This window comes from Streptomyces sp. NBC_00028 (assembly GCF_045041065.1).
Classification (GTDB): Bacteria; Actinomycetota; Actinomycetes; order Streptomycetales; family Streptomycetaceae; genus Streptomyces.
Genome location: NZ_CP108293.1, coordinates 184,929 through 200,471 on the forward strand (window position 1 = coordinate 184,929; position 15,543 = coordinate 200,471).

Annotated in this window: 14 protein-coding genes and 3 pseudogenes; 9 read left to right on the forward strand and 8 right to left on the reverse strand. The window is 67.1% G+C overall.

What is annotated here, in order from left to right; translation table 11 throughout:
* Nucleotides 1-74: 74 nt before the first annotated feature.
* Entirely contained in the window at nt 75-314 is a 240-nt protein-coding gene (locus tag OG885_RS00890; RefSeq protein WP_405724468.1) for a transposase, read from the reverse strand.
* A 102-nt stretch (nt 315-416) separates the two neighbouring features.
* Here OG885_RS00890 and OG885_RS00895 point away from each other — a divergent pair, with 102 nt between their 5' ends.
* Entirely contained in the window at nt 417-755 is a 339-nt protein-coding gene (locus tag OG885_RS00895; RefSeq protein ID WP_405724470.1) for a hypothetical protein, read from the forward strand.
* Nucleotides 756-965: 210 nt separating this feature from the next.
* Here OG885_RS00895 and OG885_RS00900 read toward each other — a convergent pair whose 3' ends face one another.
* On the reverse strand, nt 966-1,721 hold the full coding sequence (locus OG885_RS00900; RefSeq protein ID WP_405742520.1) for a class I SAM-dependent methyltransferase: 756 nt from the start codon (nt 1,719-1,721) through the stop codon (nt 966-968).
* 273 nt (nt 1,722-1,994) lie between these two features.
* Nucleotides 1,995-2,765 (reverse strand): alpha/beta hydrolase, encoded by a 771-nt coding sequence (locus tag OG885_RS00905; protein ID WP_405724472.1) that lies wholly within the window; start codon nt 2,763-2,765, stop codon nt 1,995-1,997.
* Nucleotides 2,766-3,213: 448 nt separating this feature from the next.
* On the opposite strand from OG885_RS00905, the gene OG885_RS00910 reads away from it, so the two are divergent.
* Both OG885_RS00910 and OG885_RS00915 read left to right on the forward strand, forming a co-directional pair.
* Nucleotides 3,214-4,152 carry a hypothetical protein gene (locus tag OG885_RS00910; protein WP_405724474.1) on the forward strand — a complete coding sequence of 313 codons (939 nt, stop codon included), beginning with the start codon at nt 3,214-3,216 and terminating at the stop codon, nt 4,150-4,152.
* Nucleotides 4,153-4,305: 153 nt separating this feature from the next.
* Nucleotides 4,306-5,184: a LysR family transcriptional regulator gene (locus OG885_RS00915; RefSeq protein ID WP_405724476.1), complete on the forward strand. Its 879-nt coding sequence runs from the start codon at nt 4,306-4,308 to the stop codon at nt 5,182-5,184.
* 1,470 nt (nt 5,185-6,654) lie between these two features.
* On the opposite strand, the gene OG885_RS00920 is transcribed toward OG885_RS00915, so the two are convergent.
* A complete protein-coding gene (locus OG885_RS00920) occupies nt 6,655-7,071 on the reverse strand; it encodes a PASTA domain-containing protein (protein WP_405724478.1) in 417 nt (138 codons plus the stop codon).
* Nucleotides 7,072-7,639: 568 nt separating this feature from the next.
* On the opposite strand from OG885_RS00920, the gene OG885_RS00925 reads away from it, so the two are divergent.
* From OG885_RS00925 to OG885_RS00935, 3 genes and pseudogenes are all read left to right on the forward strand, one after another.
* Nucleotides 7,640-8,563, forward strand: coding sequence for a restriction endonuclease (locus tag OG885_RS00925; protein ID WP_405724480.1), 924 nt, complete (start codon nt 7,640-7,642; stop codon nt 8,561-8,563).
* A gap of 539 nt (nt 8,564-9,102) precedes the next feature.
* A pseudogene (locus OG885_RS00930) lies at nt 9,103-9,993 on the forward strand (IS110 family transposase); the annotation flags it as partial.
* An 8-nt stretch (nt 9,994-10,001) separates the two neighbouring features.
* A pseudogene (locus OG885_RS00935) lies at nt 10,002-10,281 on the forward strand (transposase); the annotation flags it as partial.
* Nucleotides 10,282-10,309: 28 nt separating this feature from the next.
* Here the strand turns inward: OG885_RS00935 and OG885_RS00940 are convergent.
* Nucleotides 10,310-11,185: an SDR family oxidoreductase gene (locus OG885_RS00940; RefSeq protein WP_405724482.1), complete on the reverse strand. Its 876-nt coding sequence runs from the start codon at nt 11,183-11,185 to the stop codon at nt 10,310-10,312.
* 145 nt (nt 11,186-11,330) lie between these two features.
* Here OG885_RS00940 and OG885_RS00945 point away from each other — a divergent pair, with 145 nt between their 5' ends.
* Entirely contained in the window at nt 11,331-11,735 is a 405-nt protein-coding gene (locus OG885_RS00945; RefSeq protein WP_405724484.1) for a winged helix-turn-helix transcriptional regulator, read from the forward strand.
* 226 nt (nt 11,736-11,961) lie between these two features.
* Here the strand turns inward: OG885_RS00945 and OG885_RS00950 are convergent, their stop codons facing one another.
* Nucleotides 11,962-12,564: a gamma carbonic anhydrase family protein gene (locus tag OG885_RS00950; protein WP_405724485.1), complete on the reverse strand. Its 603-nt coding sequence runs from the start codon at nt 12,562-12,564 to the stop codon at nt 11,962-11,964.
* A 51-nt stretch (nt 12,565-12,615) separates the two neighbouring features.
* Nucleotides 12,616-13,353, reverse strand: a complete 738-nt coding sequence (locus tag OG885_RS00955) for an SCO6745 family protein (RefSeq protein WP_405724487.1) — start codon at nt 13,351-13,353, stop codon at nt 12,616-12,618.
* A gap of 79 nt (nt 13,354-13,432) precedes the next feature.
* Between OG885_RS00955 and OG885_RS00960 the strand changes: the two genes are divergently transcribed.
* Nucleotides 13,433-14,365, forward strand: coding sequence for a LysR substrate-binding domain-containing protein (locus OG885_RS00960; protein WP_405724489.1), 933 nt, complete (start codon nt 13,433-13,435; stop codon nt 14,363-14,365).
* 312 nt (nt 14,366-14,677) lie between these two features.
* On the forward strand, nt 14,678-15,256 hold the full coding sequence (locus OG885_RS00965; protein ID WP_405724491.1) for a dihydrofolate reductase family protein: 579 nt from the start codon (nt 14,678-14,680) through the stop codon (nt 15,254-15,256).
* A gap of 15 nt (nt 15,257-15,271) precedes the next feature.
* Here the strand turns inward: OG885_RS00965 and OG885_RS00970 are convergent.
* Nucleotides 15,272-15,475, reverse strand: a pseudogene (locus tag OG885_RS00970) (transcriptional regulator); the annotation flags it as partial.
* Nucleotides 15,476-15,543: the final 68 nt, after the last annotated feature.

Here is a 15,543-nt window from a genome sequence, read left to right on the forward strand (position 1 = left end):
ATAGCAACAGCCCCACCACGGGACCTACCAGGGACCTGAGCTTGACTCTGTCGGGGATCTTGTAGCCACCGAGGTCAACTACCCAGGGTTCGCCAGGACTTCGGGCAAGGGATCACGCGCTGGTCGAGGTAGTTCTGGAAAGCAGTCGGTCGGCGGGGCGTGGGGACTTCCTCGGCCGGTGACAGTCCGCTGAGGCGCTCGATGTTGACGGCGATGGCCGTCAGGACGTGCTGGACGTGAGCCTTTCCCTGTCCTCGGTAGCGGCAGCGCCGCATGCCGTGTCCGTGGGCGAACTCGTTGACCGTGCCCTCCACTCCGGAGCGGACCGCGTACCCTGAGGCCAGTTCCGGCGTGCCCGGAAACAATCACTCCGAGTCAGGCATGATGCCCCCTCAACACCATTTCCAGGGGGGAACATGCGCTCCAAGCACCTTGCGGCCCTAGCTTTCGCCGCTCTCGCCCTCACCGCCTGCCGCAGCAGAAGCGACGAGGAGCGAGCCGACCCGAGCAAACTCGACGACGCGGCTTCGCTCGCCTGCGACGACTTCGCGAACAGCTACAAGGCCGCCCACACCACCGACGCCCGCGTCGACCTCGCCAACAAGGTCAACGAGTGGGCCCAGTCCAGCAAAACCAAAGGCATCGCCGAGGGAGCCACCATCCTCACTCGCGGTTCCGACGGCGGCGAAAACGCCTGGCAACTGGCAACCTATACGTTCGCGCAGTCGTGCCTGGACGCCGGCTGGAAAGCCTGACCGACCCTCACTGATCGACGAAATCCTGCTCGTTGAACTGGACGCGACCAGGAAGCAGCGCCACACCGCCACCCCGGAGCTACCGCAGCCTGATCGACGAGCACTCCTCGTCCAAGGCATTGCGTTGACCACTTGAACCCGCACCGATGAGAGGGCGCAAGCGTCCTGCGGGCAACCGCGCGGTCAGGCCAGGGACTGAGAGTCCGGTGTTCATACCTTCCTCGCGACCACCATGTAGTTCTCGGCCTCAAGATCGAACGTGCTCAGTTCCGTCTGGAGTCCGACCCGGTGCAGTTCGACTTCGAGTTCCTCGTACCGGTAGGGCCAGCAGGACAGCAGTTCCGAGCGGACAAGAACCAACCCGGTCGCATCAACTTGCGCGATCGCAATCTCGATGTGGTGCTCCTCCTCCCAATGCGGCGCGATCTCCCAGCGGTAGACCACGACGGCATCGCGACCGTTCCGGCGCACGAGTCGGTCACTGATCTCCAGCCGGGAACCTCTGGCCCTCACGCGTTCCCAGGTGCGGGATGTGAGTACCAGACGCCCGCCGGGGCGCAGAATCCGTGACATCGACTCCAGAGCAGCACCCCTGCCTTTCGCACCCGTGGCATGGTGAAGCGAGTTGCCAACGCAGAACACCATGTCGAACGTGTTGTCCTGGAAATGGTCGGGCAACTCTTCCCAGTTCGCCCGTACGGCCCGGACGGATGCCCCGAACTCCTCAGACAACTCTGCAGTCCGGCGAACCATCGCCTCGCTGGCGTCAGTTGCGAAAACCTGCATGCCACGACCAGCGAGGCCAACCGCCAACTGCCCGGTTCCGCACGAACAGTCGAGGACGTGAGCGTTCGACGGCAGGAGATTGAGGACGTCGTCGAACGACGCGGCGAACTCGGCTGGAGCCAACTTTGCATCAGAGATGAGCCATTCGTACACCTCGGCAAGCTCGCCATAACCCGTCACAACTACTACCTCCGTCACACGGCAGACTCACGGCAGGACGTCAGTCCATCAGCGGAGCAAGCCGGGCACCAATGCTTTTCGCACGGATGGCTCTGACTGCGTTTGCGGGTTGTCAGTTGTGCAGGGCCTGCAAATGCGGTCAGGACGAGGCCTGTCCCTTCGACCTCGGTCCAGACAAAGCCCGTCGGGCCCCTGATCATTGCCCGGCGGGCGCGGGGTGTGCGACGCCGTGGGTGGGGCGCCCCGGTACGGGCCGCCCCACCGCGAGGTCGATCAGTGCACGGAGTCGGTGGCGGCGACGATGGCGCGATTGACTGCTTCCGGGCTGATCGAGGGAACATCGTGTCCCGAGCGGGTGTAGATGAGGTGGGCGCCCACCCGGTTGGCCTCGAACGTCTGGGCGGCCGTCGGTACAGCGTGGTCCTCGGTCGCGATGACCGCCCACTTCGGCGTCTTGGCCGGCGGATTCACCGTGGCCTTGTCGGTGAAGGCCGAGAGGGCGACCGGCTCCTGAGTCACCGAAGCGACACGGATGTCCGACTTCGACAGCCCGTTGCCGTACACGGTCCCGTACTTGTCGGCCTTGAGGTACACGTCGGTGTCACCTCCTGGCAGGGGAACGGTGCGGAAGTTCTCCGAGACAAGCTGCGACCCGGGGAACTGTCCGATCAGAGAGCCGGCGGTCTCTCCCGCCTTGGGGATGAGAGCCGCCACGTACACGAGGGCCTTTACCTTCGACGTCTTTGCGGCGACCTGGCTGACGATTTCTCCCGCGTAGGAGTGGCCGACCAACACCACGGGACCCTTGATGGTCTTGAGCTGAGCCTCGACATAAGCGCTGTCGAAGGCCAGGCCGCGCAGCGGGGTGTCGACCGCATAGACCGGGTAGCCGTGCCGTCGCAGGTAGCCGATCTCGCTGTTCCAGCTGGAGGAGTCGGCGAACGCCCCGTGGACCAGGACCACCGTCGGCTTCGCACGGTGTCCCGTCTGCGAGGCGACGGCGTGCTCGTTCGTCTTGGTCGTGACGGCGCTCGCGTTCGTCACGACCAGCGACGCTATGGCCGCGCCACTCACGAGCCCGACAGTCGCCAGGCCTTTGATTCGAGCGGTGGACTTCATGGTGTTGTTCCCCTCGGGTTGTTCAGTCGAATCGGTGTGGGAAGCGGAGCGGCCCGCATGGACCAGAAATACGTATGTGTTGCGGTCTGCTGCGCTTCCCGAAATCGACTGTGGCGGACGGATCTTCGGTCCGCCAATGCCGATCCTGCTTCCCTCCATGCCGATCCCGTATGAGCCGGTCGGCACCGTCAGTGGCCGACACACTGTGCCGTCATGCCGGTTCGGCATGACGGCAAGGACAATCGGCATTGGCGTGACGAGTCGTGGGCCGCGATGCTCGGCAGAGGACGGAACTCGGCTCAGCGGCGCCGGTGCCGTCCTGTAACTGTCTTCTGTCTGGCAGAAGGCCCGCACACCAGGAGGGTTTTGTCCTGTGCCGAGCACTCAATGGCGCGAAGTGTTTCTGTCCGACGAGAGCACCCAGCATGCGGAACAGGCGCATGTTTTCAGTGAACTACAACGTAAGCGTCTGAAAAAGCACGGCCACGGGAGAGCCCTGCACCGCAATCAAGTGGCAGCTCTGAAGGCCGTCCTCGTGGTGGAAGAAGGCCTTCCTGATTATGCGAGGCAGGGAATTTTTTCCGCTCCCGCTGTTTTTGAGGCGCATGTTCGGCTGTCCAACGGAAACTTCTCCGCCGACCGGGCTCCTGACATCCGCGGGTTCGCGATCAAGGTGCTCGGAGCCTCGACGCCGTCGTCCGCCCATGTCGAGCAGAACTTCACGCTGGTCAGTCAGGAGACCTTGAAGGTCAGCGGCAGCGCGGACGTCGTCGGAATCGTCGCTCTCTCCACGAGCGCGCCCGTTGCTGCGCTTCGCAAGGCAGCAACAAATCCCCAGCTCACACGCAGCGCGGTTGCGAACTTGCGGGACATGGTCAAGCCGTTCAGCGGATTCGCCACGCATGACTTCTTCAGCATCATGCCTGTCACGTTCGGCGATTACGCGGCCCGGTTGAAGCTGTGCGCCGCCTCGGCGGCGATCAACAAAGAAGCGCGCAAGGATCTGGCCGCCGACATCTATACACGACTCGCCGACGACGACCTGGAGTTCCTTTTCCAGGCCCAGTTCTTCGAGGACGAGAGTCGTACGCCGATCGAGGACTCCACGGTCCGCTGGGATGCGCCTTGGCTCACCGTGGGGCGACTGCGTGTGCCTCGGCAGGCGCCGGACGGGGCATTGGCCGAGACCGTCGAGAAGAGCAGCTTCAACCCCTGGATCGCGGCAACGGAGCATCGGCCTCTCGGAGAGTTGATGCGTGCTCGCCAGGCAGCCTATGCGCTCAGCCGGCGCAACCGCGAAGGTGCTCCCTGACAGGCAGAACGGACGCGGCCGCCGGGGCGGGTCCACGCCTTGCCGAGGGTGCAACTCTCCTGACGGGCAAGGCTGTTGCGGCGGCGCTTCAGCCGGACCTCGGCCGCCGCCGTTTCGGCATATGCCGACGCGGGCGTGGCTACGATGAGCCCCATGGACCTCGACCTGCGCCGGGTGCGCTACTTCGTGGCCGTGGCCGAGGAGTGCAGCTTCGTGCGAGCGGCAAGCCGTCTCTACATGACCCAGCCGGCGCTCAGCCGTCAGATCCGGGCGTTGGAGGAGGATCTGGGCGTGGTCCTCTTCCTGCGGGACCGGCAGGGCACTGTGCTGACGCGGGCGGGACACCAGTTGCTGGAGGACGCCCGGCCGATGCTGGCGATGTCGCAGGGTGTGCAGCAGCGGGTGCGGATGGCGAACCGGGAGGTGAACCGCTTCGCCATCGGGTTCATGCCGGGCATCGTCGTCACCCCCATCGTGCGGGAGTTCGCCGCGATGGCGCCGCAACTCGACATCGAGGTCGTGCACACGTCGATCACCGACCAGGTCGACTTCCTGATCGATGGCCGGGTCGACATCTGCTACGTCCGACTACCGCTGCCGGAGGGCATGTTCGAGGTGATCCCGCTCTTCCCGGAGCCCCGTGTGGTGGCGCTGCCGAGTGGGCATCCGTTCGCAGAGCTCAAGGCGGTGCATGTCGAGGACCTGCGGGACATGGTCCTGTTGCAGGACCCGCAGGACGTACCGGAATGGCGCGGCCGTCTGCCCCGTCAACCCCTCGCACCGCAGATGGACGCCGGGCGGTTTCCGGTGACCATCGAGGAGAGCCTGGAAGGTGTCGCTTCCGGGGCCGGCTGTTTTGTCATGCCGGCCGGTATGGCCGGCTTCTATCGCCGTGACGATGTCGCCTACCTGACGCTGGAGGGCGTCGCGCCGCGCATGGTCGCCCTGGCCTACAGCAAGCACCGGACCATGCCCGAGCTGAACCAGTTCGCCGAACTCTCCTGCCGCATGCTCGGCCCGGGCCCGGACTGACATCCGGCGCCGACTGCCCGGCGAGTGCATGAGGCAGGTCTGCCGGAGGAAGCCCGCGAGGTTCCAGTAGTCGCGGTTCCCGGTGGTGAGGGTCACGCCGGAGCACGCGAACTTCTTGCTCCCCCGCCCTGGAAGAGGCCGCCGAAGGCAGTGTCGACGACCTCGATGACGTCGCTCATCATGTCGACGGCTGCCTGTGAGTCGTGGCTGTTGCAGGCATCGACATACCTCGTCACCCAGGCGGGCGAAGTTCGACCAGTACCACGGGCCCCTGATCGTTCCCGGGCTCAGGGCCGTGTTGCGTGAGGTTGGCCCGCGACCTCTTCAGGTTCGGCCAGACGCCCGCCACGGGGTCGGGTTCGGGGGCATACGGCGGCAGCTGGTGGACGGTCAGCCATGATCGGGCGGCGATCAGCTCACGCATGGTGCGACTGACGGGCGTAGTCGGTCTCGGTGAAGCCCTTGCGACGGCCCTTGGCGGGACCGTTTCTCGGCCGTCAAACCGCCGCCACCGGGGATACCTCATCCTCCCGGCATAGCGCAGCCCACGCCATCCGTCACGACCCGATGTAACCCGCACCTTCAAAGATCTCTAAGGGTGAAGTCGCCAGATCAGAGCCGTGATCAATTGAATCGCCACGGCCGCGCCACCCATAGCCGGATTTCGCCAGGGAGACGCTAGTGCCCCCAGCCCTGATGATGGACTGCGAACCCCTCTGGTTTCGGCAGAGGCCGCACAGCAGAGTGGCCGGGGTTCTGGTTGCCTCCAGAACCCCGGCCATGTGCGGGCGTTGAGACGGGGCCGGCCGATCACGTTCCGGTCGGGCCCGTTTCACGCGGGCTCGACTTTCCGTCCGGGCGCCTCATCCGACCGTGCTTATCGCGCGATCTGTCCCACACATCCTGCAACCGCGGAGACCGCACCGAGCGCGGCAATGATCACCTGAGCTCGGACGGACGGGGCGAGCCGTTTCCGCTGGCCCGACCGCTTCTTCCGGTTGTGCATCTTCACCCCCTCTCTGAAGACGGGGCGCGCCCAGAATGTGCACTGGGCGTCCGGGTCTATCTGACCCCAGGCCCTGGGGAGCAGACCATCTGGCGCACCCTGGCGAACCGTGGCGAATAGTCACCCAGGAACAACGAGCTTGGCCTGTCCCCGCAAAGAGCAGATCTCGACGCCGTCTTGGTCCTCTGGCTCGTCGTCGGCTACCGCATCACCTCACAAGTGCAGCCGGGACAGGCACCTCGTACCGGCGCACGGGCTGTCCGGTGGCCCGGTCCAGGGTTGCCTGCCTGCTCGCCGTGGCGAGCAGGATGGCGCGGCGCATGGTTCCCCCCGGGCTGATCGGTGTACGGATCGGCATCATGCGAATGCGTGCGCATCGAGTGAAGGCGGCGTCTCCGAGTTGTGAACTCTGATGCCGGGCCCCCGGCGTGCGGACGCTAGCCGGGCCAGGAAGCGGTGCGCCGTCAGCAGCTCTCGTCGTCTTTCACCGCGTACAACGTCACCGGCGTGTCCGTCGCGTACGTGCCGGCCTCCGGGTCCTGGCTGCACACGGTCCAGTTCCGGTCGTAGATCTGGAGGCGGCCCTGGCCGCTGGCGTCCTGATCGTCGAGGACGTAGAACCCGGCGGCCTGTGCTTCGTCCTGGGCGGCCTGGAGGTCCAAGCCGACAAGGTCGGGCAATGTCGCGCTCTCCGCCTCGTCCTCAGCCGCTGGGGCGGACGTGTCGGTTGCCGCAGTGTCGACGTCCCCCGTCGCACTGCTGCCGGTGTCCTGGGCGCTGCTCTCTGGCGTGCGGGGACTGGGGTCGTCGCCGCTGTCGCAGGCCGTGAGCGTGAGCAGTGCTGCGACAGCGAGTGCTGCCGCGGTGGTGCGCGTGCGCATGTGGTCCCCACCGGTGGTGCGTGATCTGAGGGAGCATCATGCGATGTACGGAGCAGACAAGGACACAGAGTCATGTTGCTGTAACACGAACGGGTGTCGAGCACTGTCGGAACCTGGCCATCACTCGAGTCATCGGACTCCCAACTGGGCCCGGCTAGGGACGTAGCCCGCAGTAGTGCCACTCCGCGTCGTGCGGCGCAGCCCCGAACATGTGCAGCACATAATGGGCGCCTTCGATCTCCAGCGCTCCCTGCGGCCGGCCGAAGCTCGCCAGCCCACGGGTTCTCGCAAGGCGCGTACCTCACCCCCCGGCTCCACGGCTGGTCGTTCACCGCGTCACCCACCGCGTGGGGCAGGCCCCTACGTCCCCCCACGCGGACCACAGCGTCGCCGAGTTCGCACTGGACTTTCTCACCCGCCTCCCTCCCGGCCCCGCGGACGCGTGCTGAGACCACCACATACCATGGGGCGAATCGGCGTCCACCTGCGCTTTCTCCGTCAGCGGGGCTGTCTCGCTCTGCCCCACGCAGGGAGTGCCGAACCGAACGTGCGTACCTGAGGGGGGAACGTGCCCGACACACCGCAAAGGACGGTGCCGCCGCGGCCGACGCAGATCTCGTCGTGGCAGCAGGCCGAACTCAACGCGGCCCGCTGGATGCGGCACTGGGGGTACACCGATGCCACCGCGAGCCCTGGAGGCCCGGACTCGGGTATCGATGTCCGGGCCGGGCGCGCCCTCGGACAGGTCAAGTACCAGGCCGCCCAGGTCGGGCGACCGGAACTGCAACGCTTCGTCGGTGCGCGCCCCAACGGGTCGACCGCGCAGCTGATCTTCTTCACCGGCAGCGAATACACGACCACCGCCGCGGCCTACGCCAGGGAGCGGGACATCGCGCTCTTCACGTACCGCCTGGACGGCACGATGACTCCGGTCAACGACACCGCTCGGCGTATCCACCGAGCCGCTCCCTCCCCCGCTCCCGCCCCCGCCACGGTCCGCAGCCCCGAAACGCATGGGGCACCCACGTTCTGGCGGCGGAACTGGGGTGTGGTCGTGGGCGTTTCCCTGCTCATGGCTCCGCTGGGGTCGATCGGGGACGACAGGACCTACACCGGGCCGCTCGCCCTGGACATCGTGAAATTCATCGGCATCCTTGTCGGATGCTGGTCGGTCGGCGCACTTCTGCTGGCCGCGCGGTTCGGGCGCCGGCTCTCCCTTCGGACCAGGCCCTTCCGGGTGGCCCTCGTACCCCGGCCGGGGACGGACCCGTCAGTTGCTGCGGCGCGGGCACATGTGCCGCGCCCCGCGCGCGACGGGGACGCGGCAGCCTCCGGGTCCTCGCGGGAGGACCAGGTCGCCGAGGCCGCGCGGCTGCTCCGCTCCGGCAGCAAGCCGCATCACGTCGACCGGATCCTCAAGGACCGCGGTGTCGGATTCCTGGACCGAGGCCACATCCTCAACGAGGCAAAGAAGCGCAACAAGCGTTCCTGAGGACCGGTCCACACACAGCGTCCACCCGTGGGTTTGCTCGATTGCATCGTCGGAGGGTTGGTGCCGCAGTACGCCTTCTCCTGGCGCGACTATCGTCCTCCTCTGGGACAACTGTGAGACTCAGGGTGCGCTGTCCGGGGCCAGGGTCTGACCCGTGGGACAACTGGCCCAGGCTGCCTTGTTCAGGATCTGTCGGCCCGTGGTTCCGGGCGGTACTTGCTGTCGTCGGACCGGTGATCGTGTCCCGATCGGGGCCTTGCCGCACAAGGCACCGTCACAGTTCTGACCGGTCACCGGTGCGACGTCGGCCACAGCCCCGTGCCGATCGAGGAGCCGCGTGACCATCACCAGCATGCCCCAGCCGACTCTGCCCGCGCAGTCTGAAGAAGCGCTGGCCGAGGACGTGATTCTGGGCGTGGACACTCACAAGGACGTGCATGTCGCCGCGGTAGTCACGGTGCTCGGGGCGTTCCTGGCCCCACCAGGAGTTCCCGGTCACCGCCACCGGATACCGCCAACTTCTCTCCTGGGCTCGCTCGTTCGGGGTTCTCCGGCGAGCAGGAGTGGAGTGCATTGGCTCCTACGGAGCGGCACTGACACGCTTCTTGAGCCGGGAGAACATCCAGGTCATCGAGGTCAATCAGCCAGACCGCGCCCTGCGCCGCAAGCGCGGCAAGACCGACGCCGTCGATGCGGAGGCCGCAGCCCGCGCGGTGCTGTCCGGACGTGCCGACGTCACACCCAAGACCGGCCAGGGGCCAGCCGCCGACATGCGTGTGCTCAGGCTGGCGAAGGAGTCGGCCGTCAAGGCCCGCACACAGGCGAAGAACCAGCTCAAGGCCGTACTGCTCTGCATCGATCCCGAGCTGCGTGAGGCGCTGTCCAACCTCACCAACACGGCCCTGATCGCCACGTGCGCCGACCTTCCCGATGCCGACGACGCAGCCGTCTTCACACTGCGGCTGCTGGCCCGGCGCATCCAGCAGCTGACGGTCGAGGTGAAGGAACTCGCCCGGCGGGTCACCAAGGCCGTGCGTCGCTGTCGGCCGCAGCTTCTGGACATCGTCGGCGTAGGGCCCGACAGCGCCGCTGCCCTGTTGATCGCCGCTGGCGACAATCCCGAACGACTGGCCAGCGAGGCGTCGTTCGCGGCTCTGTGTGGCGTCAGCCCTGTCGAGCAGTCGTCTGGAAAGACCCAGCGTCGCAGGCTAAACCGTGGTGGAAACCGGCAAGCCAACGCCGCCCTCTACCGCATCGTCGTGACCCGCCTCCGCCGTGACGCTCGAACACGTATCTACCTCGAACGACGCACAAAACAGGGCATGTCGAAACGCGAAATAATCCGCTGTCTCAAACGCTACGTTGCCCGAGAGATCTACAGCCACATTCAGCCGGCCCGAGCCTTCGCCGCCCCGCCTGCTGCCGCTTGACGCAACATAGGGGCATCCTCAACGTCCACAAGGCCGGTCGACCTGCAAAAATTCGCGGAGGCCCGGGACTGGCTGACCATCTACTATCTGCCGCCCTACGTACCCGGCCTCAACCCAGTCGAGGCGTTTTGGCCCCTCCTGCGACGCGGCTGGCTCTCCAACGTCGCCTCCAGTACCCCCCGAACACCTCGTCCAGCACATCCGGCGCGCCTACGGCACATCCAGTACCGCAGCGAACTCATAGACGGCTGCCCAGCCGAGACCGGCCTGACAATCAGACCCACCTGAGCAATCCGGCCACATCACGAGTTCAACCTCAATAATGCAGAGCGGCGACCGCGAGTGCCTCGGCCAGGGTCACGGGCGGGCGGCCGATCAGGCGGCGCAAGTCGCCAGAGTCGGTGTACATCTCGCCGCGGTTCATGCCGCGGTCAGCGTCAGCGAGGACCTCCGCCAGCTCGGCGGGTAGGCCCGCGGCGGCCAGTGCCTGGGCGAATTCGGCCACCGGGAGGTCAGCGTAGGAAACATGCTTTCCGGCCGCAGCGGAGATCGCGGCGGCGAGCTCAGTCAGGGTGAAGGATTCGTCGCCGCCGAGCTCGTACACGGCGCCGGTGTGGCCGTCGGCGGTGAGGACGACCGCTGCGGCCTCGGCGTAGTCGGCGCGGGACGCGGCGCTGATCCGCCCCTCACCTGCGGCGCCGACGACGGCGCCGTTCTGCAGGATCTGCGGCAGTTGTCCGGTGTAGTTCTCCAGGTACCAGCCGTTGCGCAGCAGCACGCTGGGGATTCCGCGGTCCCGCAGATACGCCTCGGTCTCGCCGTGCGTGGCACCGATGACGGTGGTGGCCGTGTCCGCGTGCGTCGTGCTCGTGTACACCACCAGCGACACCCCTGCGGCCGCTGCGGCGTCGATGACGCGGCGGTGGTTGGCGACCCGCTCGCCCACAGGGACCGAGGCCGAAATCAGCAGCAGCCTGTCCGCCCCCGTGAATGCCTCGGCCAGACCCTCCGTGTCCGCGAAGTCGGCGCGGCGTACCGTGATGCCCCGGTCGGCCAGGTCCTTGATCCTGGTGATGTCCCGGCCGGTCGCGATGATGTCCGCGGCCGGGATCCCGCGCCGCAGCAGTGCCTCGACGGTGAGCCTGCCCAGCTGGCCGGTGGCTCCGGTGACGACGATCGACATGATGATCATTCCTTCCTTCCCGCGCGTGCCTCGCACGCCTTCCGCGGTCCGTCCGCGGCGGGATGGAACACAGAATGACCTGGACACTCTCTGATGGGGAGTAGCCACTTCTTGGTAGGGTACTTACCGGAATGAAAGCTTTGAGGTGAGCCGTATGGCTGCTGTCGAGAACGTGACCGGGCCCGTACCGTCATTCGATCCGTACGAGCGCGGCTGCCCGTCGCGGGACCTGCTTGACCAGATCGGCAGCAAGTGGGCTGTCCTCGTGCTGGGTGAACTCGGCCGGAACGGGACCTCCCGGTTCGGCCGGCTTCGGCTGGCGCTGGCGGGCGTGAGCGAGAAGATGCTCACCCAGACGCTGCGCACCCTCGAACGCGACGGGCTGGTCAGCCGAACCGTCTACCCAGCGGTGCCGCCGCACGTGGAGTATGAGCTGACCGCGCTCGGCCAGACACTGCGGGAACCGTTGAAGGCGCTCACGGAGTGGTCCGTGCTGCACATCGAAGAAGTCATCACCGCCCGCGAAGAGTACGACGACCGCACTGAGCGCACCAGGTAATCGGCGGCGCGGCGGTCTGGTCATAGACGGCGGCCTCGCCGAGACCGGCCCGACAATCAGACTCACCGAAGCCACCCGGCGACATCACGAGTTCGATCTCAGTAACAGCTCTTCCGCTGTCTTAGGTCGACGGCACAGCCGCTCAGTCTCACGAACGTGGTACTTCCTCGTGGTGTCTGCCACCGGGTGTTCTTCAACCGTGGACTCACACGCTCCAAGCGGGGGCTCAGATCGGGTGGTCGTCGCTGTGGCGGCCGAGGCTGCGGCCGAAGCGTTCGGAGATGGCCGGCATCAGGCTCCGGCCTTCGCCGGGCCGGTCCAGGCCGAAGACGTAGCCGGGGAAGTCGAGCTCCTTCTGCACTTCCCAGATCCCGTTGTGGTCCTCCGGCGGGAGGATGCGCGCTGGGTCGCCGACGGCGACCCAGCCGATCGGCACCGTTGCGTCGGCGGGCAGGATCGTGCGCAGGTGCACGATGCCGTTGATCCGTACCTCGGAGCGGGTTCCGATCCGTGCTCCGTTGAAGACACGGCTGCCGGTGGCCAGGAAGACCTCGTCCTCGACCCGGCAGCCGGTCAGGTAGGAGGTGGGGCCCACCAGGACCTGTCGCCCCAGGGCCAGCGGATCCCGTCGGGTGCCCCGCAGGACCGCGTTCTCCATGACGATGCAGCCTTCGCCCAGTTCCACCGGTCCGCCCTCGGCGGTGAGCACCGCGCCGAACAGCACCCGGCACCCGGCCCCCACGCGCACGTCCCCGCACAGCGTGGCGTTCGGAGCGACGTAGGCCGTGGGGTGGACGGAGGGCGAATGGCCTTCATGAGTGAGAAGCATGGCGGCGATCAGCCGTCCTTTCGTGTATCTGCCGGTGTCTGCGACGTACGGTCATGCCGTCTGGGTGCTGGTCAACTCGTCGACCAGCTGGGCGAACTCGGCACGCTGCCGAGCGGTCAGCGTGGCGTAGAGCGGCGCCTGCAGCTCGTCGGTGAGCTGCTCGGCGCGCTGCCATGGGGGGATCAGGGCCGCGGCGGCCGGGCGCGGCTCGCGCCAGCCGTAGTGGGTCGCCTGCTCGACTCCGAGGTTGACGACCATGGCCTCCCGGGCGCTCAGACCGGACAGCCGAACCGCCGCGAGATGGCAGGCGCCGCGGTGTTCCCGCAGGACGTGGATGCGCTGCATGGCCGCGCCGACCGGGTCGTTGGCGGGTATGGGCTGCGCGCGCCAGCCGGCGAAGAGGGGCAGTGAGTCGGCGTCGGCGGTGTCGATCAGCTGCTGCGCCAGGCGGTTGAAGTGCTCCACGTCGACGTCGGCGGGGATGCGGGCGCGCCCCCACGTCCGGACGGCCTCTGCGTAACAGGCGGCGGCCTCCTCCGCCGGCATCACTGCCCGGCCGGCCCGCCAGCCGGTGGCGACGAGATCGGGGCCGAGGAAGCCCTGTACCGCTTGGACCACAGCGGCCGGTGCCTCGCCGAGCACCCCGAACCGGCCGCGGCAGTAGAAGCCGCGCCCGGGGGCGAACCCAGCGCGCAGGCCGATGGCGGCGGTCGCGTCGTCGGACATGAACTCGTCGCCGAAGTCGTGGACCGGCCTGGCCACGGCGGCGATGCAGTCGAAGATCTCCATGCGCAGAAGGTCGCGCACCACAACTCGGCAGGTCAAGGGGGTGATTTCTGATGGAACCCTTTAGGTAATCTATCGAGTCATGCTGGATATCCGCCGTCTGCACATGCTGAAGACCGTCGCCGCCCGCGGCTCCATCACCGCGGCCGCCCAGTCCCTGGCACTGTCCGCCGGTGCCGTATCCCAGCAGCTCGCCGCACTGAGACACGACGTCGGGGTTGATCTCCTGCGTCCCGACGGGCGAACCGTCGCCCTCACGGAGGCCGGCCGCATCCTCCTCGAACACGCCGACCGGATCCTCGCCGCCATGGAGGAAGCCGAGTGCGCCGTCGCGGCAGCCAAGGGCACCGTCGGCGCCACCACCACGCTCGCCGCGCTGCCATCGACCGTTGCCCGGATCGTGGCCCCCGCGCTGACCGCGCTGGGCGCGGACCATCCACAGCTCGCCGTGACCTGTCTCGTTACCGACCAGGCACAACTGCGCGAACTCACGCTCGGCACCGTCGACGTGGTGCTGGGGCAGCGCTACCACCACGTGCCGCAGACCATGCCCAAGAACATCGCGGTCTCGCCGCTGCTCGACGACCCGCTGCTCGTCGTCACCGCCGACGACAGATCGGCCGAACGGCCCTTCGGCCTGCGCGAACTGGCCACGCACCACCTCGTCGTGCCACCGGCGACCACGGACTGCGGACAGGCCATCCTGCACGCCTGCCAGCAGGTCGGCTTCACCCCCACCACGCGCTACGTCACCGCCGACATAGCAGCCCAGATCGCCCTCGCTCGGGCCGGCCTCGCCACCGCGCTCGTCCCCCAGACGGCCCTCGACCCGGCCACACCCGGAATCAGCGCGGCCCCCATCGAGGACCACCCGATCCAACGCCTCCTGTTCGCAGCGACCCGCCACACCGAAACGACCAACCCGACGACCGCGGCCGTCATCGCAGCGCTCGGCACAGCAGCAGGGCCGGACCACACCACGTACCTCCCACCAGCGTCAACGACCCGGGACTGAAGTTCCCGGGCTTGCACAACGCCCTGGCTTCAGGCTGCGGCTGACATCCCCGGCCAGCCGCAAGCAGGTGGTGAGGTCACTGTGGTCACGGGTGGTGCAGTGAAGAATAGTCAAGACCTGTGGATCAGCGCGGCACGCACTTCGTCCCCCGCCGCGTCGTCGACCACTCTGACCACGCCATCGTCCTGGCCGCGGTCAAGCCCTGGGGCCGCGTCCGGGGGCGGCCAGGCTCCAGAGTCCAGCGGCGATGAGTTTCGTCGTCGTTCCCGGTCTGTCTCTTCAACCTGATCAGCCGCACTCGAGGAGAGCAAAGTGACCGCTACCTACACCTTCGACGTCTTTTCGACCCTCGACGGCTACGGCGCTCACATCGGCAACTGGGGCGGCTACTGGGGCAAGCAAGGTCCCGAGTTCCTCAACCGACGCCTCGCCTTGTACGACCAGGAGCAGCGGATGGTCTTCGGGGCCAACACGTATCGTGCGCACACACAGATGCTGGCCTCGGGCATTGAGGAGTCCGAGCTGAGTGACCCATGGGTCACCCGGATGAGAAACCTGCCGGCAACGGTGGTGTCAACCACGCTGAAAGAACCCCTCGACTGGCCGGACGCGACCGTCGTGAGCGGTGACCCTGTCGAGGTCGTCGCGCGGCTCAAGGAGGAGTCCGAGGTGCCGTTGCGCTCGCACGGCAGCCTGTCGCTGAACCGGGCCCTGCTGGCCGCCGGTCTGGTCGACCGCGTGCAGGTAACGCTCTTCCCCGTGATCAACGGCCAGACCGGGGTAGACCCTGTCTTCCAGAGTGCGGCCGACTTCGATCTCGAGCTGATCGAGAGCCGGACGCTCGACGGCCACACCCAAGAGCTCATCTACCGGCCGACCTTGCATGTCTGAGTCCACTTGGCGGACGCTGCCAACCCGGTGCTGAGTGGCGAGGTTCCAGTCCTGGAACAGGTCCTGTTCGGCAGGATCGAGGAAGAGATCCCGCTGCCGGTTCGACCCCGTGGTGAGCCGTGGCGACAGCGCGGTTGCGAGCGGATTCGCGGCTGGCAGATCAAGGTGGCGGCCTTCCACGAACGCTGGCACATTGAGGCCGGGCGCCGGCTTTGCCATGCCGGACGGGACGATTTCACTGGCGGTCAGCCGCCTGCGTCTGCGTCGGTCTGCCGCCAGGGGGAGCA